This is a genomic window from Nocardia sp. NPDC004711, from assembly GCF_053601595.1.
This window is the reverse complement of sequence record NZ_JBSGCB010000032.1, coordinates 88,067-110,496: the sequence shown is the minus strand read 5'-3', so window position 1 is coordinate 110,496 and position 22,430 is coordinate 88,067. Positions and strand designations below refer to the sequence as shown.

The 22,430-nt window shown below is 69.3% G+C and carries 19 protein-coding genes; 8 read left to right on the top strand and 11 right to left on the bottom strand.

The features are described from left to right. Positions 1–8: 8 nt before the first annotated feature. Positions 9–1,202 carry a thiolase C-terminal domain-containing protein gene (locus tag ACWEKS_RS29885; RefSeq protein WP_452343168.1) on the bottom strand — a complete coding sequence of 398 codons (1,194 nt, stop codon included), beginning with the start codon at positions 1,200–1,202 and terminating at the stop codon, positions 9–11. A gap of 43 nt (positions 1,203–1,245) precedes the next feature. Next, positions 1,246–2,094 carry an SDR family NAD(P)-dependent oxidoreductase gene (locus tag ACWEKS_RS29880; RefSeq protein ID WP_452343167.1) on the bottom strand — a complete coding sequence of 283 codons (849 nt, stop codon included), beginning with the start codon at positions 2,092–2,094 and terminating at the stop codon, positions 1,246–1,248. A 53-nt stretch (positions 2,095–2,147) separates the two neighbouring features. Here ACWEKS_RS29880 and ACWEKS_RS29875 point away from each other — a divergent pair, with 53 nt between their 5' ends. After that, on the top strand, positions 2,148–3,119 hold the full coding sequence (locus tag ACWEKS_RS29875) for an alpha/beta fold hydrolase (protein ID WP_452343166.1): 972 nt from the start codon (positions 2,148–2,150) through the stop codon (positions 3,117–3,119). A gap of 131 nt (positions 3,120–3,250) precedes the next feature. Beyond that, entirely contained in the window at positions 3,251–4,648 is a 1,398-nt protein-coding gene (locus ACWEKS_RS29870) for an amidase (RefSeq protein ID WP_452343165.1), read from the top strand. Positions 4,649–4,652: 4 nt separating this feature from the next. Here ACWEKS_RS29870 and ACWEKS_RS29865 read toward each other — a convergent pair whose 3' ends face one another. Then, the gene (locus ACWEKS_RS29865) at positions 4,653–5,816 is read right to left on the bottom strand and encodes a lactate 2-monooxygenase (protein WP_452343164.1); all 1,164 of its coding nucleotides are present in this window, start codon (positions 5,814–5,816) and stop codon (positions 4,653–4,655) included. A gap of 105 nt (positions 5,817–5,921) precedes the next feature. On the opposite strand from ACWEKS_RS29865, the gene ACWEKS_RS29860 reads away from it, so the two are divergent. Further along, positions 5,922–6,971 (top strand): Lrp/AsnC family transcriptional regulator, encoded by a 1,050-nt coding sequence (locus tag ACWEKS_RS29860; protein WP_452343163.1) that lies wholly within the window; start codon positions 5,922–5,924, stop codon positions 6,969–6,971. A 59-nt stretch (positions 6,972–7,030) separates the two neighbouring features. Here the strand turns inward: ACWEKS_RS29860 and ACWEKS_RS29855 are convergent, their stop codons facing one another. Continuing rightward, positions 7,031–7,825 (bottom strand): hypothetical protein, encoded by a 795-nt coding sequence (locus ACWEKS_RS29855; RefSeq protein ID WP_452343162.1) that lies wholly within the window; start codon positions 7,823–7,825, stop codon positions 7,031–7,033. 320 nt (positions 7,826–8,145) lie between these two features. On the opposite strand from ACWEKS_RS29855, the gene ACWEKS_RS29850 reads away from it, so the two are divergent. Further along, a complete protein-coding gene (locus ACWEKS_RS29850; protein ID WP_452343161.1) occupies positions 8,146–9,552 on the top strand; it encodes a wax ester/triacylglycerol synthase domain-containing protein in 1,407 nt (468 codons plus the stop codon). An 89-nt stretch (positions 9,553–9,641) separates the two neighbouring features. On the opposite strand, the gene pgl is transcribed toward ACWEKS_RS29850, so the two are convergent. The 5 genes from pgl to tkt are packed head-to-tail and all read right to left on the bottom strand — an operon-like array spanning position 9,642 to position 16,119. Continuing rightward, positions 9,642–10,376, bottom strand: coding sequence for a 6-phosphogluconolactonase (gene pgl / locus ACWEKS_RS29845; protein ID WP_452343160.1), 735 nt, complete (start codon positions 10,374–10,376; stop codon positions 9,642–9,644). Continuing rightward, positions 10,369–11,277 carry a glucose-6-phosphate dehydrogenase assembly protein OpcA gene (gene opcA / locus ACWEKS_RS29840; RefSeq protein ID WP_452343159.1) on the bottom strand — a complete coding sequence of 303 codons (909 nt, stop codon included), beginning with the start codon at positions 11,275–11,277 and terminating at the stop codon, positions 10,369–10,371. The genes pgl and opcA overlap by 8 nt, the downstream gene beginning before the upstream one ends. Continuing rightward, a complete protein-coding gene (zwf, locus tag ACWEKS_RS29835; RefSeq protein ID WP_452343158.1) occupies positions 11,274–12,836 on the bottom strand; it encodes a glucose-6-phosphate dehydrogenase in 1,563 nt (520 codons plus the stop codon). The genes opcA and zwf overlap by 4 nt, the downstream gene beginning before the upstream one ends. A 2-nt stretch (positions 12,837–12,838) precedes the next feature. After that, positions 12,839–13,969: a transaldolase gene (gene tal, locus ACWEKS_RS29830; RefSeq protein ID WP_452343157.1), complete on the bottom strand. Its 1,131-nt coding sequence runs from the start codon at positions 13,967–13,969 to the stop codon at positions 12,839–12,841. Between the two features lie 5 nt (positions 13,970–13,974). Further along, the gene (gene tkt / locus ACWEKS_RS29825) at positions 13,975–16,119 is read right to left on the bottom strand and encodes a transketolase (protein WP_452343156.1); all 2,145 of its coding nucleotides are present in this window, start codon (positions 16,117–16,119) and stop codon (positions 13,975–13,977) included. A gap of 433 nt (positions 16,120–16,552) precedes the next feature. On the opposite strand from tkt, the gene ACWEKS_RS29820 reads away from it, so the two are divergent. Together ACWEKS_RS29820 and ACWEKS_RS29815 are read left to right on the top strand one after the other, a co-directional pair. Next, complete coding sequence (locus ACWEKS_RS29820; RefSeq protein WP_452343176.1) at positions 16,553–17,491, top strand: heme o synthase; 939 nt, start codon at positions 16,553–16,555, stop codon at positions 17,489–17,491. Positions 17,492–17,580: 89 nt separating this feature from the next. Further along, a complete protein-coding gene (locus tag ACWEKS_RS29815; RefSeq protein WP_452343155.1) occupies positions 17,581–18,222 on the top strand; it encodes a dihydrofolate reductase family protein in 642 nt (213 codons plus the stop codon). A gap of 33 nt (positions 18,223–18,255) precedes the next feature. On the opposite strand, the gene ACWEKS_RS29810 is transcribed toward ACWEKS_RS29815, so the two are convergent. Beyond that, the gene (locus ACWEKS_RS29810; protein ID WP_452343154.1) at positions 18,256–18,852 is read right to left on the bottom strand and encodes a TetR/AcrR family transcriptional regulator; all 597 of its coding nucleotides are present in this window, start codon (positions 18,850–18,852) and stop codon (positions 18,256–18,258) included. A 71-nt stretch (positions 18,853–18,923) separates the two neighbouring features. On the opposite strand from ACWEKS_RS29810, the gene ACWEKS_RS29805 reads away from it, so the two are divergent. Both ACWEKS_RS29805 and ACWEKS_RS29800 read left to right on the top strand, forming a co-directional pair. After that, on the top strand, positions 18,924–19,877 hold the full coding sequence (locus tag ACWEKS_RS29805) for a TauD/TfdA dioxygenase family protein (protein WP_452343153.1): 954 nt from the start codon (positions 18,924–18,926) through the stop codon (positions 19,875–19,877). A gap of 306 nt (positions 19,878–20,183) precedes the next feature. After that, positions 20,184–21,413: an FAD-dependent monooxygenase gene (locus ACWEKS_RS29800; protein ID WP_452343152.1), complete on the top strand. Its 1,230-nt coding sequence runs from the start codon at positions 20,184–20,186 to the stop codon at positions 21,411–21,413. A gap of 5 nt (positions 21,414–21,418) precedes the next feature. Here ACWEKS_RS29800 and ACWEKS_RS29795 read toward each other — a convergent pair whose 3' ends face one another. Continuing rightward, complete coding sequence (locus ACWEKS_RS29795) at positions 21,419–22,285, bottom strand: alpha/beta fold hydrolase (protein WP_452343151.1); 867 nt, start codon at positions 22,283–22,285, stop codon at positions 21,419–21,421. Positions 22,286–22,430: the final 145 nt, after the last annotated feature.

Below are 22,430 nucleotides of genomic sequence, written 5' to 3'. Positions count from 1 at the left end.
TCCGATGGTCACGCCGTGTGGGCCGCGTACAGGGTGACTACCACCGCGCCGCCCAGGCCAAGATTGTGCGCCAGCGCGGTGCGCGCGCCCGCGACCTGCCGCTCGCCCGCGAGTCCGCGCAGCTGCCAGCTCAATTCGGTGCACTGGGCCAGGCCGGTCGCGCCGAGCGGGTGGCCCTTGGAGATCAGGCCGCCCGACGGGTTGACCACCCAGGTGCCGCCGTAGGTGGTGGCGCCGGACTCGATCAGCGCGCCCGACTCGCCCTCGCCGCACAGGCCCAGCGCCTCGTAGGTGATGAGCTCGTTGATGGAGAAGCAGTCGTGCAGCTCGATCACGTCGACGTCGGCGACGCCGATTCCCGCGCGGGAGAACACCTTCGAGGCCGCTGCCCGGGTCATGGGCGCGCCCACCACGTCGATCATGGAACCGGTGGAGAAGGAGGTGCCGTCGTCGGTGGCCAGCTCCTGGGCCAGGATCTCGATGGCCTGCCCCTCGAGGCCGTTGGCCTTGACGAACTCCTCGCTCACCACGACCGCGGCGGCCGCGCCGTCGGACATGGGCGAGCACTGCGAGCGGGTCAGCGGGCCGTGCACCGGCTTGTCGCCGAGGACCTGCTCGAGGGTGTAGGCATCCTGGAACTGCGCCAGCGGGTTCCGGGTCGAGTGCTCGTGGTTCTTGACCGCGACCGCCGCCAGCTGCTCGGGCGTGGTGCCGTAGCGCTTCATATGCTCGATGGCGGCGTTGCCGAAGAACTGGGTGGTGATCGGCGCGGCGGAGAACTCGAAGTGCTCCTGGTTCACCTTCAGGTGCGCGTCGACGGTGGTGACCTTGGGCTTGGTGGCCGGGCCGGCCATGGCCTCCTTGGTCATCTGCTCGAAGCCGACGGCCAGGGCCACCTCGGTGATGCCGGCGGCCACCCACTCGCGGGCGAACATGAGCGCGGTGGAACCGGTGGCGCAGTTGTTGTTCACATTGACGATCGGGATGCCGGTCAGGCCGATGTCGTAGAGGGCGCGCTGGCCGGCGGCCGAGGGCTGGAAGACGTAGCCGACCGCGGCGCGCTGCACCTGGTCGTAGGTGACGCCCGCGTCCTTCAGCGCGCCGTTCACGGCCTCGGCGACCATCTCCGGGTAGGTCCACTCGCGGGAACCGATCTTGACGAACGGCGTCATGTTCACGCCGACGACGAAAACGCGTCGCATAGGGTTGTCCACTCCTGTTCTTCGGGAACGTAATTCGTGATGTCTAGTCGGCGCGCGGGACGCGGCCGTCGAGGTCGGTGAAGCCGTAGGCCGTGGCCAGGTCGGCGACCTTCCAGGCTTTTCCGGTGCGCGCCAGGCGATCCGGATCCGCGGCCAGCGCGACCACGGCGCGGCCGGCGAAGTGCGGGGTCTCGGCCTGGTCGAGATCGAAGGTGCCCTCGCCGGGCAGGGTGACCAGGCGGCGGCCCTGCGCGTCGGCCGGAACCATCTGCAGCAGTTCGGTGTTCACGATGCCCGGCCAGATCGAGACCGCGGTCGCGCCGGTGCCGTCGAGGTCGTGCGCCATGTCGGCGGTGAGCCGGTCCACGGCGGCCTTGCCGACGCCGTAGACCGCGTTGTGCATCTGGCGGATCGCGCCGGGGGAGGACACGCTCACGATCAGGCCCTGCGATTCGATGAGCAGCGGCGCGGCGAAAACGCTTGCCACGTAATGGGAGCGGACGCCGATATCGAAGCCCTCGTCCCATGCCTTCGGCGGCACCTCCCAGAACTTGCGGCCGATCCAGCGCGCCGACGCGGGGGAGTTGTAGACATTGTTGACCAGCACGTCGAGCCGGCCCCGCTCGTCGCGCACCTGCGCGAACAGCTTCTCCACGGCCGCGTCGTCACGGTGATCACAGACCACCGGCACCCCGATCCCGCCCAGGGCGTCGATCTCGGCGGCGGTCCCGGTCACGGTGCCCGGCAGGTGCCCGGCCGTGACGGTGCGCCCGGTGACGTACACGGTCGCCCCGGCCGCGCCCAGCTCCAGGGCGATGCCCTTGCCGATGCCGCGGCTGGCGCCGGTCACCACCGCGACCTTTCCGGCGAGAATCTTGGGTATTTCGCTCACGACCTCTGGACATTACCTTGAAATAGGAACGTGTTCTAGAAATTGGAGGCGGAGTGGAACTGACGCATCGGACGATCGACACCGGAGAGGTCCGCATGCACGTCGCGGATCAGGGCGAGGGCTTCCCGGTCGTCTTCTGTCACGGGTTTCCGCACACCTGGTTCATGTGGCACCACCAGCTCGACGCCGTCGCCGCGGCCGGCTACCGTGCCCTCGCCCCCGACCTGCGCGGATACGGCCGCACCGAGGCGCCCGCCGACCCGGAGGCCTACACCAACGCCGCCGTCGTCGGCGACCTCATGGCTCTGCTCGACGACATCGGCGCGGAGCAGGCGGTCTTCGTCGGCCTCGACTTCGGCGCCCAGCTGGTGTGGGAGCTGAGCCTGCGCGCCCCCGAGCGCGTGGCCGCCGCCATGGTCCTGAACAACCCGTTCGCCCCGCGCCCGCCGCGCGCCCCGTCGGCCTTCTGGACGAAGGCGGCCGAACGCCACTTCCTGCACCTGTCCTACTTCCAGACCCCAGGCATCGCCGACGCCGAACTCGCCGCGGACCCGCGCGGCTTCCTGGCCCGCGTCTACTACTCGCTCTCCGGCGACTACCACTACCTCGACACCTGGAAGAACCCGCCCGGCCTCGGCTACCTCGACGTCCTCCCGCAGGCGCCGGCCCTGCCCTGGCCGTGGCTCTCGGAAGCCGAATTCGACACCCTGGTCCAGGATTTCGAGCGCACCGGCTTCACCGGCGGCCTCAACTGGTACCGAAACCTCGACCGCAACTGGGAACTCACCGCCGCCTACGCCGACGCCAAGGTCGAAGTCCCCACCTTCTTCCTCTACGGCCAGAACGACCCCGACATGGAGGGCTTCAGCGGCCGCGACCCCCTGGCCACCCTGCGCGCCAACGTCCCCGATCTCCGCGAGGTCGTCGAAGTCCCGGCCGCGGGCCACCTGGTCCAGCTCGAGCGCCCCGAGGCGGTCAACACCTTCCTCACCGACGCCCTGAAGAGCCTCGGCCTCCCGGCGTAACCCGACCGGACCGGTGGCCCGGGACACCGGGCCCGGTCACCGGTCGATTCGAGGATCCTGCTGTTCGTGTGTCCAGTGAGAGGCGTACCGTCGGGCAGATATCGGGTGTTGTCGACCAGGAGGCCCGGTTCATGGCAGTTCGAGTTCACGCTTTCGGCGATGACGCGCTCGGCGAGCATGACGGGGTGGCCATTGCCGCGCTGATCCGCAGCGGTGAGTTGAGCGCGGCCGAGGTCGCCAAGGCGGCCCGGGAGCGGGTGGCGCAGGTGGATCCGGTGTTGCACGCGGTTGTGGTGGAGGCGGATACGCCGCTGGTCTCGGGGGATCGGGAGGCGCTGCTGTACGGCGTGCCGGCCTTCGTGAAGGACAACACCGACGTGGCCGGGCTGCCGACCCAGCACGGCAGTGCGGCCTGGCGGGCCCGGCCGGCGAAGGCGCACGGACCCTTCGCGAAACAGTTTCTGGGCACCGGTGTGACCGTGCTCGGGAAGAGCACCCTGCCCGAGTTCGGGTTGAACGCCACCACCGAATTCGTCGATGCCGAACCGACCCCCAATCCGTGGGACACGGGGTTCTCCTCGGGCGCCTCGTCGGGTGGTTCGGCCGCCCTCGTCGCGGCGGGTGCGGTGCCGATCGCGCACGGTAACGACGGTGGCGGTTCGATTCGTATTCCGGCCGCCTGCTGCGGGCTGGTCGGCCTGAAACCGACGCGTGGCCGTCACATCGACGGCCCGCAGGCTCGTTCCATGCCGATCAACCTGGTCTCCGAGGGCGTGCTCACCCGCACGGTCCGCGATACCGCCACCTATTTCGCGGCGGCCGAACGCTTCTGGCGCAATCCCGCGCTGCCGCCGATCGGGCTCGTCGAGGGGCCCGCCCAGCGGCGGCTGCGTATCGGCCTCCTCAGCGATCCCATCACCGGGGCAACCCTGGACCCGCAGATTCGCACGGTTCTCGAAGAGACCGTCACGCTGCTGGAGGGCTTCGGCCACGAGGTGCGGCCCATCCCTTACCCGGTGGACCGGGGCTTCGCCGAGGATTTCGCCACCTACTGGGCGATGCTGGCCTTCCTGGGCAGCCACACCGGCAAACTGAGCTTCGGCCGGTCCTTCGACCCCGCCCGCCTCGATCCCTTCACCCGTGGCCTGGCCGCCCGCTTCCACGGCTCCGCCCTGCGCTCACCCGCTGTGCTGTACCGGCTTTCGCGCCTCCGCCGCGCCTACGCGGCCTCCTTCCACGACGTCGAACTCGTGGTGTCCCCGGTGCTGGCGAGCCTCACACCCCGCCTGGGCTACCTGAGCCCCGATCAGCCCTTCGACGAGGTGTTCGGCCGCCTGCTGGACTATGTCACCTACACGCCGTTCGCGAACGTGACCGGGGCCCCGGCCCTTTCGCTCCCGATGGGAGCGTCCGAGTCCGATCTCCCCATCGGGATAATGTTCTCCGCGCTCCACGGCGACGAACGCACCCTGCTCGAACTCGCCTACGCCCTCGAATCCGTCCGCCCCTTCCCCCGCATCGAGCACTGACGAGCTAGACCGAGACCGCGCGCAGTGCGTCGGGCGTCAGATCCTTCAGCGCCGGATACCCGTCCACCGCCATGATCAGATCCGCCTCCGCGAGCAGCGTGCGCAGCACGTGCACGATGCCGTCCGCGCCGCCCAGCGTCAGCCCGTAGGCGTAGGGGCGGCCGATGCCGACCGCGGACGCGCCCAGCGCCAGCGCCTTGATGATGTCCGCGCCCGAGCGCACCCCGGAATCGAACAGCACCGGCAGCCCCTCGGCGGCGGCCACCACCTCGGGCAGCATGTCCAGTGCCGGGAGCCCGCCATTGGCCTGGCGGCCACCGTGATTGGAGCAGTAGATGCCGTCCACGCCCAGATCCCGGGCGCGACGCGCGTCCTCGGGGTGGCAGATGCCCTTCACGATCAGCGGCAGCGTGGTCAGCGAGCGCAGCCACGGCAGATCCGCCCAGGTCAGTGGATTGCCGAAGACCTGGATCCAGCGCAGGATGGCCGACTGCGGATCCTGCTCCGGCGACTGCGCCAGGCTCGCCCGAAACACCGGATCGGTGAAATAGTTGGCCAGGCAGTGCCCGCGCAGCTGCGGGAAATTACCGGTGGACAGATCGCGCGGCCGCCAGCCGGTCACCCAGGTGTCGAGGGTGACCACGATGCCCTTGAACCCCGCCCGCTCGGCCCGCTCCACCAGGCTGGCGGCCAGATCCCGGTCGGTGGGCGTGTAGAGCTGGAAAAAGCCGGGGGTGTCACCGAATTCGGCCGCCACGTCCTCCATCGGATCCACGCTCAGCGTGGACGCCACCATGGGGACGCTGGTGCGCGCCGCGGCCCGCGCGGTCGCCAGATCACCGTGCCCGTCCTGCGCGCACAGGCCGATCACACCCACCGGCGCCATGAAAACCGGTGCGGGCCAGGTGCTTCCGAACAATTCCACCGACAGGTCACGCTGCTTGGCGCCCACGAACATGCGCGGAATCACGCCCCACCGATCGAACGCCGCCACATTGGCCCGCTGGGTGCGCTCGTCGCCCGCGCCGCCCGCCACATACGACCACACCGACGGCGGCAGCGCGGCCTGCGCCCGCTCGGCCAGCTCCGCGAAGCTCACCGGCAGCGCGGGCACCACCCCGCGCAACCCGTTGAAGTAGATCTCGTTCTGAAAATCACCGAATGCCACGACGCACTCTCCAGTTCCGTCTCTGCCGAAAGCGACACTGCGATTGTGCGAGACTGGGCATCGGACACCGGTGAATCGCAGGATACGAGCAGGGAGTTTCGGACCGTGCAGGATGACGTCAGGCTGCTGACCGAGGAGGAGCTCGCGCTCATCCACGCCCTGCAGTTGCGGCCCCGGGCGTCGTGGACCGACCTGGGGCGGGTGCTCGGCGTGGATCCGGTGACCGTGGCCCGCCGCTGGCAACGGCTCAGTGACCGCGGCGAGGCCTGGATCAGTGTCTCACCCGGCCCGGCGGTGTTCGATCTGCTGTGCGCCGCTTTCGTCGACATCGATTGCGCCGCAGGGCAGACCGATGCGGTGGTCGCCACCCTGGCCGCGCATCCGCACATGCTCACCCTGGAACGCGCGGGCGGCAGCAATCGCATTCTCGCCACCGTGGCCACCGGCGATTTCGGGCAGATGTCGCGCTACACCCTCGACGTGCTGCCCGCCGTCCCGCACATCGCGGCGGTGCGCACCCGCATCGTGACCCACTGGTTCGCCGAGGGCGGTACCTGGCGCATCGACGCCCTCGCCCCAGGCCAGCGCGACCAGCTGCGCACCCCGCCGGCCCCGGCCGGGTCCGACCGCGGCCGCCGCGTCACCCCGCTGGACCGGGCCCTCATCGGCGCACTGGCCCGCGACGGCCGCGCCGCGCACAGCGTCCTCGCCGCCGCCCTCGACACCAGTGCCTCCACCGTCAAACGCCGTATCGACGAGCTCACCCGGCTCGGACTGCTCAGCTTCCGCTGCGATTTCGCGCGCCCGCTGGGCGGCTGGCCGGTCGCGGTCACCTTCTGGGCGACCGCGCCCACCGCCGCGCTGCCCGAGATCGGTTACGGGCTCATCCGGCTCCCGCAGACCCGCAACTGCGCCGCCGTCAGCGGCACCCACAATCTGGTGCTGCAGGCCGGACTGCACTCGGTCGCCGAGGTCACTCGCTTCGAAAACCAGATCGCCACACTGCATCCCGAGCTCATGGTCACCCAACGCACCATCACCCTGCGGCACGAGAAACTGCTCGGCCGCATCCTCGACCGCCACGGCCGCTCCCGTGTCGTGGTGCCGCCCGATGTCTGGCGGGAAACTGCACCGGCACAGGATAATTCGCACTGAGAACCGGCAATCTGTCACCGGCGCACGGCAGTTCGACGCCAACTCCCGGCTGCGACGTCTCAGAAGTTCGCGTTGAGGTACTCCGCCGCATGGGTCGTCCACAGCATGCCCGTGCCCGGCATATTGTGCCCGGAATACCGCACGTGCTGCCCGTCCGGCCACGGCGTCAGATACCCGATCAGCCCCCGTACCGCCGCCTCGTACCGATTCAGGTTCGCCACCGGATTCTGCATCAGGAACTCCAGCAGTTCGTGGAAGATCACCGGTGTCAGATTCCCGATCCGTGCCCCCTCGACCAGCGAGAACGGCGAAATCGCGGTATCGATGGCCCGCAGCGGCGAATCGGCGGGGGAGGCGGTGATGATGTCGCCGGGATTCGCGTACTCCCGCACATCCATCCCCAGCGGCCATGCCCCCCGCTGCCCGTGCAGCCCGTACGTCGTTGCCGGGCACAGATTCCCGACCGACTGCCCCGCCCGCCGCATCGGATTGGCGATATTCACCACGAACGCGATCTCCAACGGCGACCCGTCGACATTGGTGTAGATACCGGCGCGCACCCCCTGCAGAATCGTGCTCGCCACGATCCCGCCCAGCGAATAACTCATCAGCCCACACAGATTCGGCGAATCCTGCAACGCCTTGACCCCCGCCGCCACCCCCAACCGCACCGAGGTGTCCAGCGACGGTCCCCACGTATCCGGATCCGGCCCGATCGAAGCCGGCCAATCCGGCTCGAAACACTGGAACTTCCCCGTATCCAGCAGCTTGGCGACATCGTGCAGCATGCCCGCCGGCGTCCCGTCGCTGTTCCGCTGCTCCCCGGTACCCCGCAGAGTGATGATGTCGATCATCGCTTCCCCTTCACACGCCGAACCTTTCGACGCCTGCGCCCGACGCTAGGCTGATCCGGCCCCGAGTTCGCGAGTAGTGAACTACCCGATTCCGAACCCGGGGCGTCGGCTCACGCACGGCTCGAGCCGGTGGCCGGCCCCGGCAGCCGGGTGGTGTCGTGGTCCGTGGGTCAGGTGTCTTTAGCCCATGCGGTCGTCGGCGATGGACCCTATTTGCTCGCCGGGACCCGCGATAGCGTCCTCAGATGGGAACCGGATGCCGCGCGGTACGCGAGGCAAGGCGTTCGAGGTGATCGGCGATGGGGCCACGGGAAACTCACATGTCGCAGTCGGATCTGTTCACATGGAGCATGGAACAGGACCCGGTGCTCCGCTCGACAATCGTCACGGTGCTGCTGCTGGACACCGAGCCCGAGTGGGATCGCCTGGTGCGCATCGTCGATCGCACCACCCGGGTGGTGCCCAAACTGCGGCAGCGGCCGGTGCCGGTGCCGTTCGGGCTGGCACCGCCGCGCTGGGCCGACGACCCGCACTTCGACGTGCACTGGCACCTGCGCCGGGCGGCGCTGGTTCGGCCGGCGGATCTGGCCACCGTGCTCGAGTTCGCGGGCACCGAGGCGATGACAGCCTTCGATCCGATCCGCCCGCTGTGGCGGATGACCGTGCTGAACGGCATGTCCGGCGGGGGAAGCGCGGTGGTGCTGACCCTGCATCACAGCCTCACCGACGGCATCGGCGGAATCCGCTTGGCCACCGAGATCCTCGACTTCGACCGGGCCGGCTCCGACCGCGGGGCGCTGCCCGAGATTCCGGCCGGACCCGGCGGCGGGCTCCGTGATATCGCGGCCTGGAACTGGAGCGTCGGCGTCGCGCTGGCCCGTGCGGGGCTGTCCGGCGTGCCGGCTCTCGCCCGGCGCGCGCTGTCGAACCCGGTGCGCGCCGTGCGCGACGGTGTGAACCTGGCGGCCTCGGTGGCCCGGTTGGTCAGCCCGGTGACCGCGACCCTGTCCCCGGTGATGACCGGGCGCGGCCTCGGCCGCCACCTCATGGTGCTGGACGTCCCAGCCGATGACCTGCACCGTGCCGCCCACGCCGCCGACTGCACCATGAATGATGCCTTCCTCGCCGCGGTGCTGATCGGCCTGCGTACCTATCACGGCCGTCTGGGCACCGGCGTCGATCATCTGCGCCTGACCATGCCCGTCAGCCTGCGCCGCCCCGACGACCCGCTCGGCGGTAACCGAATCACGCTGCTCCGCTTCGCACTCCCGCTCGGTATCCCCGAAACCGCCGACCTGATGCGCACCCTCGACACCGCCATCGCCGGTGAGCGCCGGGAACCCGCCATCCCGCTCTCCGGCGCGATCGCGGCTGCTCTGAACCGCCTCCCCGTCACGTTCGTCACCGGCATGCTCAAGCACATCGATTTCGTCGCCTCCGATGTGCCCGGCTCTCCGGTTCCCCTCTACTTCGCCGGCGCCCGCATAGACCGCATGTACGCCTTCGGCCCCACCATCGGCACCGCCTTCAACATCACCCTCACCACCCATGCCGGCATCTGCTGCGTCGGTATCAACACCGACACCGCTGCCGTTCCCGACCCCGCCCTGCTGACCGACTGCCTTGCAACGGGTTTCGAGACGGTCCTGCGGCTCGCCGACGCGGACCGCCCGCCCGCCGAACCGGCACTGTCGGAGCATGCGGACAGCACCGCCCACGTTCCCTGAGGGGTCAGCCGACCCGGTCGTCACGACTCGAGGACACGAGAAACCTGGTGGTCAGTTGGCAATGCGGTTTGCCCTGTGCAGGGCCGAGTTCAGTGGGAAAGGTCGGTGGCGGCGGTCTCGTCGAGGAGCCACGTGGTGGATTCGGTGCCGATCGCGCCGGCGGCCGGTATGTCCAGGGGGGACGCTCCGCTCAGCGCGGCGGCTACCGCGGCGGCCTTGGCCTCGCCGGAGACGATGAGCATCACGTGACGGGACTTGCGGATGGCGGGGAGGGTCAGGGTGATGCGGACCGCGGGTGGCTTGGGCGAATTGGTTTCGGCCACAACCAGTTCGTGTTCCTCGCGGGTGGCGGCGGTGTGGGGGAACAGCGAATTGATGTGGCCCTCACCGCCCATGCCCAGCAGGTGCAGGTCGAAGGCGCCGTGTTCGGCCAGGTGGGCGTGGACGGTGGCCGAGTACTCGCCGGCGGCCTCGAGCGGGTCGGGGTAGTCGCCGCTGGAGGTCTCGGTGGGATGCACGCGGGCCGGGTCGACCGGGACATGGTCCAGCAGGGCCTGGCGGGCCTGGAGTTCGTTGCGTTCGGCGTCGCCGGTGGGGACGAAACGCTCGTCGCCCCAGAAGACGTCGAGTTTGGACCAGTCGATGTCGCCGGGGGCCTTGCGGACCCATTCCAGCAGGGCGATACCGGTGCCGCCACCGGTCAGGACCACCGAGGCGGAGCCGCGCAGACGCTGCGCCTCCACCACCTGGGCGACGAACTTCGCGGCCGCGGCCTGCACGAGTTCGTCGGTGGTGGGGAAGGTTTCGACGGCGGGCTCAGACATAGGTCACCCTTTCGATTCCGGTGAGGGCCTCGGCGTAGATGTCGTCCGCGTCGAGGTGGCGCAGTTCCTCGGCCAGGCAGTCCTTGGTCTCGCGACGGGCCAGCGCGAAATGCTGTTCGGGTTCCCCGGTCCGGGTGAGCGTCGCGGTGCGGCCGTGCTGTGGACGCGCAATGGAGATCGACACCGTGGGCCGGTGCATCTCCACCTTGAGTTCGCCGGTGCGCCGCAATACCGGGCAGTCCAGCCGCGCGGCCAGCCAGCCCGCCAGCATGTCGAGCGCCGGCTCTTCCTGCAGGCCCGAAATCGTCACGGACTCAACGGGTTCGAACGGAGCCTCGTCCAGCGCCGCCGCCAGCAGCGCCCGCCAGTAGGTGACCCGGCTCCACGCCAGATCGGTGTCGCCGGGTGCGTAGGACTGCCGCCGGCCCTTGATGGTCTCCTGCGGATCCGAGGCGAAGGTCGCGTCGGTGATGCGGCGGGTCGCCAGGCGGCCCACCGAATCCTTGGACGGGAACTCCGGCGCGCCCCGCGGCCACCACGCCACCACGGGGGTGTCGGGCAGCAGGAACGGGATCACCACACTCGACTCGTGCGGCACCAGATCCCCTTGCAGCCGAAGCACTATCACCTCGGCCGCCCCGGCGTCACCGCCGACGCGGATCTGCGCATCCAGCCGGGTCGGAGCCATGCGGTCACCGCGCGCCAGCACGATCACCCGGCACGGGTGCTCCCGGCTGGCGTCGTTGGCGGCGTCGATGGCGTCCTCGGCCTCGGAGCTGTCCAGCGTGCACACCACCAGGGTGAGCACTCGCCCCATGGTCACCACGCCATTGGATTCCCGCAGCTGCACAAGACGTTTCGACACCTCGCGGGTGTCGGTGTCGGGCATGTCGATGATCACGGCCGCCGCCATTCCCGCCCGCTGCGCGCGAGCATCTCGTCGGCGGATTCCGGGCCCCAGCCGCCCGCCTCGTACGGGTCGGGCTTGCCGATCTCGGCCCAGTGCGCGAGCGCGGGATCGAGGATGCGCCAGGACAATTCGACCTCCTCGTTGACCGGGAACAGCGACGGCACCCCGAGCAGCACGTCCAGGATGAGCCGCTCGTAGGCCTCGGGGGAGTCCTCGGTGAAGGCCTCGCCGTAGCTGAAGTCCATGTTCACGTCGCGCACCTCCATCGACGACCCGGGCACCTTGGACCCGAATCGCATGGTGATGCCCTCATCCGGCTGCACCCGGATGACCAGCGCGTTCTGACCGAGCTCCTCGGTCATGGTCTGGTCGAAGGGCAGGTGCGGGGCCCGCTTGAACACCACCGCGATCTCGGTGACGCGGCGGCCCAGCCGTTTTCCGGTGCGCAGATAGAACGGCACGCCCGCCCAGCGGCGGGTCTCCACGGCCAGGGTGATGGCCGCGTAGGTCTCGGTGCGGGAGTTGGGGTCGAAACCCTCCTCCTGCAGCAGGCCCACCACCGGCTCACTGCCCTGCCAGCCCGCGGTGTACTGGCCGCGCGCCGTCGTCTCGTCCAGCGGCTCGACGAGTTTCGTCGCCGAGAGCACCTTGATCTTCTCGATCTGCAGCTGCTTGGGCTGGAAGCTCACCGGCTCTTCCATGGCCGTCAGCGCCAGCAGCTGCAGCAGGTGGTTCTGGATGACGTCGCGGGCCGCGCCGATGCCGTCGTAGTAGCCGGCGCGACCACCCAGGCCGATGTCCTCGGCCATGGTGATCTGCACATGGTCCACATAGTTGGCGTTCCAGATGGGATCCCACAGCTGGTTGGCGAAGCGCAGCGCCAGAATGTTCTGCACCGTCTCCTTGCCCAGGTAGTGGTCGATGCGGAACACCGAACGCTCCGGGAACACCGTGTTCACCAGGGCATTGAGCTCCTGGGCGCTCTTCAGGTCGTGCCCGAAGGGCTTCTCGATCACCACCCGCCGCCACGGATCGGGCTGTCCCGCAGGCGAATCCGAGGGCTTGGCCAGTCCGTTCTTCGACAGCTGTTCGAGCACGATCGGGAAGTCACTGGGCGGGATCGACAGGTAGAAGGCGGTATTGCCGCCGGTCCCGCGATCCCGATCCAGATCCTTGAGGGTGGTGGCCAGCTTGTGAAAGGCCGCGTCGTCCTCGAAGGTGCCGCGAACGAAACGCAGACCCGCCTTCAGCTGCTGCCACACCTCCTCCCGGAAGGGAGTGCGGGCCGAGGAGGACACCGACTCGTGAACCAGGTTCGCGAAGTCCTCATCGGTCCAGTCCCGGCGCGCGAAGCCGACCAGCGAGAAGCCCGGGGGCAGCAGCCCCCGGTTCGCCAGGTCGTAGATGGCCGGCAGCACTTTGCGGCGCGACAGATCGCCGGTTGCGCCGAATATCACCACGTTGCACGGTCCAGCGATGCGCGGAACCCGGCTGTCGCGTGAATCGCGCAGCGGATTCGGCGTCGCGACCGTCGTCGCCGCGCCTGCCACCGTCAGTTTCCTCCCGCGACCTGCAGTTTTTCGGTGGTGGCCGCGAGCAGTTCCTGCCAGGAGGCGACGAACTTGTCGACGCCCTCGGTCTCGAGAACACCGAACACGTCGTCCAGGTCGACACCGGCCGCGACCAGCTGATCGAAGATCGCCTGCGCCTCGGCCGCCTTGCCGACGGCCGCGTTCGGCACGATCTCGGCGTGGTCGGCGACCGCCTCGAGGGTCTTCTCCGGGAGCGTGTTCACCGTGTTGGGGGCGACCAGGTCGGTGACGTACATGGTGTCCGGGTATTCCGGGTTCTTCACACCGGTCGACGCCCACAGCGCGCGCTGCTTGTTGCCGCCCGCCGACGCCAGCTTGGCGTAGACGTCGGTGTGCTTGCCGCCGTCGAACACATCCTGGTAGGCCGCATAGGCCAACTGCGCGTTGGCGATTCCGGCCTTGCCGCGCAACGCCAGCGCCTCCGGGGTGCCGATGGCTTCCAGACGCTTGTCGATCTCGGTGTCCACGCGGGAGACGAAGAACGAGGCGACGGACTGGATCTTGGCGATGTCGTGCCCGGCGGTCGCGGCATTGCGCAGACCGTCGAGGTAGGCGCCCATCACCGAGATGTAGCGCTGCACCGAGAAGATCAGCGTCACGTTCACGCTGATGCCCTCGGAGATCACCCGGGTGATGGCCGGCAGACCGGCCTCGGTGGCAGGAATCTTGATGAACAGGTTGGGCCGGTCCACGATCTTCCACAGCTCGATGGCCTGGGCCACCGTGCCGTCCGTGTCGAAGGCCAGGCGCGGGTCGACCTCGATCGAAACCCGGCCGTCGACGCCGTTGCTCGCGGCGAAGACCTCGGCGAACACGTCGCAGGCGGCCCGCACATCATCGGTGGTGATGGTGCGGATGGCCGAATCCACATCGGCCCCGCGGGCGGCGAGCTCGGTGACCTGCTCGTCGTAGGCGTGGCCCTTGGAGAGCGCGCCCTGGAAAATGGTCGGGTTGGTGGTGACACCGACGACATTGCGAGAGTCGATCAGGCCCTGGAGATTTCCGGACTTGATGCGATCACGCGACAGGTCGTCCAGCCACACCGAAACCCCGGCGGCCGACAGGGCCGCGGTGTTCGCGTTCTGGGTCATGAGGACTATCCCTTCACCTTGGCAAGCGAGCGGGTGGCAGCGGCGACGACGGCATCGGCGGTGATGCCGAACTCGCGGAACAACGTCTTGTAGTCGGCCGAGGCACCGAAGTGCTCGATGGACACGTTCTCACCGGCGTCACCGGTGAAACGGTGCCACGGCATCGCGATACCGGCCTCCACCGAGACGCGGGCCCGCACCGACGGCGGGAGGACCTCGTCGCGGTATGACTGCTCCTGCGCGTCGAACCACTCCACACACGGCATGGACACCACGCGGGTGCCGACGCCCTGTGCCTCGAGCGTAGCGCGCGCCTCGACGGCGAGCTGCAGTTCCGAACCGGTGGCGATCAGGATTACCTGCGGTGCGGCGGTGGAGGATTCGGCCAGGATGTAGCCGCCCTTGCGGACGCCCTCGTAGCTGGTGCCCTCCTGGATCGGCAGGTCCTGGCGGGTCAGGGCCAGCGCGGACGGGCCGTCCTGGTGCGGCGGCTCGGAGACCAGGAAGTGCGAATGCCGTTCGGCGCTATCGCGTTCCAGGATGGTGCGCCAGGCGTAGGTGGTCTCGTTGGCGTCGCCGGGGCGGACCACGTTCAGGCCCGGGATGGCGCGCAGCGCGGCGAGGTGCTCGATCGGCTGGTGGGTCGGGCCGTCCTCGCCGAGGCCGATGGAGTCGTGGGTCCACACGTAGGTGACCGGGGTGCGCATGAGCGCGCCCAGGCGCACGGCCGGGCGCATGTAGTCGGAGAACACCAGGAAGGTGCCACCGTACGGACGGGTCGGTCCGTGCAGCGCGATGCCGTTCAGGATCGAGCCCATCGCGTGCTCACGCACACCGAAGTGCAGGGTGCGGCCGTACGGGTTGGCCTTCCACGCACCGGTGGAGATGGACTCCGGGCCGAACGACGGCACGCCCGGCATGGTGGTGTTGTTGGACTCGGCCAGATCCGCCGAACCGCCCCACAGCTCGGGCAGCACCGGCGCCAGCGCGGCGAGCACCTTGCCCGACGCCTTGCGGGTGGCCATGCCCTTCGGGTCCGCCTCGTAGGTCGGCAGGGTCTCGGCCCAGCCCTCGGGCAGGCGGCGCTCCTGCAGACGATCGAACAGCGCCTTGTGCTCCGGGTTGGCGACGGCCCAGGCGTCGAACTGCTCCTGCCAGACGGCACGCACGGCCTTGGCGCGGTCGGCGACATTGCCGCGCGAGTGCGCGATGACCGCGCCGTCCACGTCGAAGTTCTTCTCCGGGTCGAAGCCCAGGATCTTCTTGGTGGCCGCGACCTCGTCGGCGCCCAGCGCGGCGCCGTGCGAGGAGCCGGTGTTCATCTTGTTCGGGGCCGGGTAGCCGATGATCGTGCGCAGCAGAACGATCGACGGCTTGTCGGTCACGGCCTGCGCCGCGGCGACGGCCGCCTCGATGCCGGTCACGTCCTCGCCGCCCTCGACGGTCTGCACGTGCCAGCCGTAGGCGCGGTAGCGCGCGGCGGTGTCCTCGGTGAAGGCGATGCGGGTGTCGTCCTCGATGGAGATCTTGTTGTCGTCGTAGAAGACGATCAGGTTGCCCAGCTGCTGGGTGCCCGCCAGCGAGGACGCCTCGGAGGTGACGCCCTCCTCCATGTCACCGTCGGAGGCCACCACGTAGATGAAGTGGTCGAACGGCGACTTGCCCTGTGCCGCTTCGGGATCGAACAGCCCGCGCTCGCGCCGCGCCGCCATCGCCATGCCGACCGCCGACGCCAGGCCCTGGCCCAGCGGGCCGGTGGTGATCTCGACGTGGTCGGTGTGGCGGTACTCCGGGTGACCCGGGGTCAGCGAACCCCACTTGCGCAGGTGCTCGAGGTCGGTCAGCTCGAGACCCATGCCCGCCAGGTACAGCTGGATGTAGAGGGTGAGGCTGGAGTGACCGCAGGAGAGCACGAAACGGTCGCGGCCCGCCCAGGCCGGATCACTCGGATCCAGCCGCATCACACGCTGGAACAGCGTGTAAGCCAGCGGGGCAAGGCTCATCGCGGTGCCCGGATGGCCGTTGCCGGTGTTCTGGACCGCATCGGCGGCGAGGACCCGTGCCGTATCGACGGCTCTGGTATCCAGATCGGTCCAGTCGGTGGGGTGGTTCGGCTGAGTGAGCGCGCGGATGTCGTCTGTGACTGACACGACCGAGGTTCTCCTGACCTTCTCGTCAACGATGCGGTTGTGGGCGGCGGGGGATTCGCTGCGTTCGATCCGGGTGCGACGCGGCCGCACCGATCTACAACCACCCTAAAGGGCGGCGTTTCGTGGTCATACGGGAACCCGCAATCACTGCCCGCCGCGTCTCTGGTTCGTGGCGTTTCCCGGACCTGTTCGTGACTACCCGGTGTACGCATCGCGAACCGGTCTCGGGCCGCGCCGGGGTGGACCTGGTCGGGAGCATGGTCGCCGTGGGTCTACCATGCTCTGTAGTAGTGGCCGCGCCGCACTGGGCTGTGTCTGGAGATCGGCAGAGCGCGCTGCTAGTTCCAGACCGGATCGGATAATGCACGGCGTGCGAGGAGAAACAGTGGGGATTGGGCAACAGCCGGGTGGCGCTCACGGCTCCTCCGGGGCGGTGCTCGCCGACCGTGTCACGGGCAGCGGCCCGCTGTCGGCGGCGGCCAGGCGGGTGCTCGCCTACATCGCGCTGACCAAGCCCCGGGTCATCGAATTGCTGCTCGTCGCAACGATTCCCACCATGCTGCTGGCCGACCGCGGCCACGTCGACATCCGGCTCATCCTGGTCACCCTGTTCGGCGGCTGGATGGGCGCGGCCAGCGCCAACACCCTCAACTGCGTCGCCGACGCCGACATCGACAAGGTGATGAAGCGGACCTCCAAGCGTCCGCTGGCCCGCGAGGCCGTGCCCACCCGCAATGCCTTCGTCTTCGGCGTCACCCTCGGCCTGGCCTCCTTCGCCTGGCTGTGGTGGCAGGCCAATCTGCTCTCGGGCGCGCTGGTCGTGGCGACCATCCTGTTCTACGTCTTCGTCTACACCCTCGGCCTCAAGCGCCGGACCCCGCAGAACGTGGTGTGGGGCGGGGCCGCCGGCTGCATGCCCGCCCTGGTCGGCTGGTCCGCGGTGACCGGAAACATCGGCTGGCCCGCCATCGTGCTGTTCCTGGTGATCTTCTTCTGGACGCCGCCGCACACCTGGGCGCTCGCCATGCGGTACAAGGAGGACTACAAGGCCGCGGGCGTGCCGATGCTCCCGGTCGTCGCCACCGAGCAGACGGTCACCAAGCAGATCGTCATCTACACGTGGCTGACCGTCCTGGCCACCTTCGCCCTGGTCCCCGCCGCCGGTGTGATCTACGCCGCCGTCGCACTGGTGGCCGGCGCCTGGTTCCTGCTCATGGCCCACCAGCTGTACTCGGGTGTGCGCAAGGGCGAATCGGTCAAGCCCCTGCGACTGTTCCTGCAGTCCAACAACTATCTGGCCGTCGTGTTCTGCGGCCTGGCCGTCGACTCGGTGCTCGGCTGGCACACCATCGGCCACACCCTCTTCGGCTGATCCCGGCCGCGCGTGTCGATTCGGCTTCCGGCCGTTCGATGACAGGGTAGGGGCGGAACCGCCGCCCACTCACCCGAGAGGACCGCGTCATGCCGAAACTTCGCGTCCACAATTTCGCCGTCTCCCTGGACGGTTTCGCCGCCGGACCCGATCAGGGCCCCGACGCCCCGCTGGGGATCGGCGGAGAACGCCTGCACGACTGGGTCTTCCGGACCCGATACGGCCGCGAGATGATCGGCGAGAGCGGCGGCGACCCCGGCGCCGACAACGATCTCCTCGGCGCGGGCGACCACGGTATCGGGGCCACCATCATGGGCCGCAATATGTTCGGCCCGATCCGCGGTGACTGGCCCGACCACTCCTGGACCGGCTGGTGGGGCGACAACCCGCCGTATCACCACGACACCTTCGTCATGACCCATCACCCCCGCCCTGCGCTTGCGATGCGGGGCGGCACCACCTTCCACTTCGTCTCCGACACCCCCGAAGCCGTCCTGAAGCAGGCATGCGAGGCGGCCGGGGGTCAGGATGTCCGCCTGGGCGGTGGCGCGGGCACCATCCGCCAGTTCCTGGCGGCGGGCCTGATCGACGAACTGCACGTGGTGCAGGTCCCGATCCTGCTCGGATCCGGCGAACGGCTGTTCCAGGACCTCGGCACCCTGCCCGGCTACCGCCTGTCGGACCTGATGAGCACCAGGGCCGTCACCCACCTCTGGTTCACCAGGCAATAAGCCCGGGCGCGCAGCACCTGTTCGCGCACCGGCTCATTCACTCGCGGTGCCGGGGCGGGGGAGCGGACCGCGCAGGATCGCCGCCGCCTCGGTACCGACAGCTCGCCGCAGTTGCTCGGTCGGCATGTCGTCGAGTCCGGCCGCATTGCGCAGGAACGGTTCGAACAGCTGCCAGCCGAGCATGAACGCGGCCACATTCGCGACGGCCAGGGCGGCGTCCCGGTCGTCGGCGTGCTGCGTCCGAGCCTGATCGATCAGGGATTCGATGACCGGGAACCGGCTCTGCATCTGCCCGACCGGGTAGCCGTCGAGGATCGCACGGGCCAGCACACTCCAGTGCCGGCGCAGGCGCGGGTCGTCCGGTGAGAGCACGCCCGCCGCGGCGAGTGCCGCGGTTTCGGCGGCCAGGTGATCGAGCACGGCCGTCACCACCTTGTCCTTGGCCCCGAGGTGGCGGAAGACCAATCCGTGGTTGACCCCGGCCCGGTCGGCGATATCGCGGATGGAGGTCGCGGCCGGGCCGCGCTCGGCGAACAGGTCGGCAGCGTGGGTGAGCACGGCCGAGACGACGGCGTCGCGTCCGAGCGGTCCGCCTTCGTCCGGCGAAGTCCTTGCGGCGGGTGTAGTCATGCGACTACAGTAGCGCACATCAGGTGTAGTCAATTGACTACAGTCCATTCGATCAGCGAAGGAAGACCGTCATGACTGTGATCGCCGACAAAGACCCCGCCACCGGTATCGCGCCCCGAACCGTTCAGCTCCCTGGATATCCGGTGTGGTCGGGCCCGTTCACCCACCTCGCCGCCGAACGCGACCGGCTGGCCGGGCTGCGCTGGCAGAGTTTCGACGCCCGCCCGGTGGGTGCCACGCTGGGCGCCGAGATCTCCGGCATCGATCTGACCCGAGAGCAGCCGGACGCGGTGATCGCCGAGGTGCGGCGGGCGCTGCACGAGTACAAGGTGCTGTTCTTCCGTGACCAGCCGCTCACCCCGCAGCGGCACGTGGCCTTCGCGCGCCGCTTCGGCGAGCTCGAGGTCCACCCCTTCATCCCCTCCAACACCGACTGCCCCGAGCTGGTCCGGTTCGAGAAGAGCGCTCAGGTCAGCGGATTCGAGAACGCCTGGCATCACGACGTCACCTGGCGCGAGCAGCCTTCGATGGGCGCTGTCCTGCACGCGATCTCGGTTCCGGCGATCGGCGGCGACACCCTGTTCGCCGACATGTACGCTGCCTACGACGCACTCGACGCCGAGACCCGCGCACGCATCGAAACCCTCGACGCCGTCCACGATTTCACGCGCGCCTTCGGCCACACGCTCAACGACGAACAGCGGGAGAGGATGCGCGCGGAGCATCCGGCGGTCCGCCACGCCGTGGTCTGCACACACGCGGTCACCGGTCGCAAACACCTCTACGTCAACCGCGTTTTCGCCGACCACATCCACGGCCTCGACCTCGACGAGAGCCGCAGTCTCATCGATCGCCTGTGCCGCACCGCCGACGCCCCCGAACACCAGGTCCGTCTGCACTGGGAACCCGACACGGTCGCCTTCTGGGACAACCGTGCGGTCCAGCACTACGCCGCCAGCGACTACTGGCCGCAGGTGCGGATCATGGAGCGCGCCTCCATCATCGGCCCGCGGCCCAGCCGCTGACCCCCCGGGGTCGCCCGCCGATCGGAGCGACGGGCGACCCGTACGGATGGCGACGCTGGGCACGTAACCGATAGCAGCCCTGCGTCTTTCGAGCCGATCAACCTACCCGGCCCCGGGCTTTGGGAGTCGCCCGAAGACCGGTGGTAGCTCTACGGAGACAGGCACGCCCGAGAGGTGGCCGGTGCCGGTGTGGCGTGGGGAGCGGCGGATAATCGATTGATCCGATTGGGAATTCGCTGGAACACTGACGTGGCTCGACTCCTGGAACGTCGTCTTCACCGAAAGCACTGCGAGGGAGGGTTCGGCATGTCTCGGCCGGTTCGAATTCTGGTGTGTGGCGGCGGGATCGCGGGGAACGCGGTCGCGTTGCAGCTGTTGCGGGGCGGGGCGGCCGTCACCGTCGTGGAGCGGGCGCCGGTCCCGCGGCCGGGTGGGCAGGCCGTCGACCTGCGCGGGCCCAGCCGCAAGGTGGCCGAGCGGATGGGGCTGATGCCGGGGATCCGCAAGCGGCAGCTCGACGAGCGGGGGATGGTGTTCGTCGACGAGGCGGGCCGGCAGCGGTCCCGGATGCTGGCGGAGATGTTCGGCGGCGAGGGGATCGTCGCCGATATCGAGATCGCCCGCGGCGAGCTCAATCAGGTGCTGCTCGACGAGATCGCCGATCTGCCTGCGGAATCCGGGGTACTCGACTATCGGTACGGGGAATGGGTCGAGGAGCTGGAGCAGGACGGCGACGGGGTGAAGGTCGGGTTCGCCTCCGGCGCGACGGACGAGTTCGATGTGGTGATCGGCGCGGACGGACTGCATTCGGCTCTGCGGGAACGGGTGTTCGGCCCGGAGGAACGGTACGCCGAGTATCTCGGGGCCTACATCGCCTTCTTCACCATTCCGACGCCGCCGGGCACCGGTCTGGAAACCGGCTGGGTCGGGGTGCTGCCCGTGCCGGGCAGCATGGTCGCACTGCGGCCCGATCCGGATCCGGCGACCTCGATGGCCATCTTCTCCACCCGGGTACCCGCCGATCCCGCCCTGCGCGGAGATATCACGGTGCAGCAGCACCTGATTCGCGAACGGCTGACCGGCTACGGCTGGGTGATTCCGGCGATTCTGGACGCCATGCCCGCGGCGCCCGACTTCTACTTCGACGAGGTGACCCGGGTCCGGATGCCGCGCTGGTCGCAGGGCCGGGTGGTGCTGCTCGGCGACGCCGCCTACTGCGGATCGCCGATGACCGGTATGGGCACCGCGCTCGCGCTGATCGGCGCGTACCTGCTCGCGGGTGAACTCTGCAGCGCGCCTGCGGATTTCGAGCGGGCCTTCGATCGATACGAGCAGATACTGCGGCCGCTGGTGACCGAGGTGCAGAAGGGCACCGAGAAATCGGTGCGGCTCCGCCATCCCGAAACCCGCCGCGGCGTAGCGATCATGCAGATCCTGATGAGGGTGCTGGTGTCGCGACCGTTGCACCCGGCGCGCGCCCTGCTCACCCATCTGATCGGCAAACAGGGCGAATATCCGCTGCCGGACTATGCCTGAGCCCGTCAGCTCTCGTCGAGGACCTCGCGCAGTCGGTCGGCGAAGGCCTCCGGCTGCCCCGGGTAGCCGCCGTCGGGACCGGTGAATCCGCCGTGGTGACTGGGGAACACGACCGGGCTGCTGCCCAGGATGGCCGCGGTGGCCTCGGCGGTGCGGCCGGTGAAGACGCCCTTGGACTCCTCGCCCACGGCGATCAGCACCCGCGTGCTCGCCGCCTGCAGCGCCGCGACATCGGGGGCATAGTCGGTCACCGCCCAGGAGGCTTCCGACAGCAGCGGGTCGCCGCGGGTGCCGTCGTCGATGGTGGGCATGCCGAACATGGCCGGATCGGCCGGCGGCTGGGCGAAGTAGGCGTCGGTGAGCTCGCCCTGCCACGAGGTCCAGGCGATGAACGCCGCCATGCCCGCGAAGGATCCCTTGGCCTGGTAGGCGTCGCGGACCGCGGCGCGGGCGCGCTCGGCGGCCGCCGCGTCGGGCAGCACCGGGATCATGGGCGGCTCGTGCGCCACCAGTGTGGCCACATCGTCCGGATGCGCGGCGACCAGGGCCAGCGCGGTGACCGCGCCGCCACTGCTGGCGAACAGGTCCACCGGGCCCACGCCGAGCGCGGTGATCAGCGCGTGCACATCCTCGGCCTGGACGGTCGGCGAATTGTCGGTGCGCCCGTCCTTGCGGACGCTGCGGCCGAGCCCGCGCGGGTCGTAGGTGATCACGGTCCGCTCCGGGAAATACGAAGCCAGCGTGGCGAATCCGTCGGCGGTCATGGGCTGGCCGATCATCATGAGCGGCCGGTGCGCGCTCGCGGACGGCGCGGGCCCCAGCAGGTCGTAGGCGAGATCGGCTTCGGGTGTTTCGAGGATGTGTGCGGTCATATCGGTAGGGACGGTACCGCGCGGCGGAATTCATCGGTGGCTCCGCGGCGGTGTGTCACGATGGCGGAGTACAGCACGGAACCGGGCCGATTCCGCCCTCCGCCACCCCCGCGGTCGGGAACGGCGTGCTGATCCTCGGCACCAC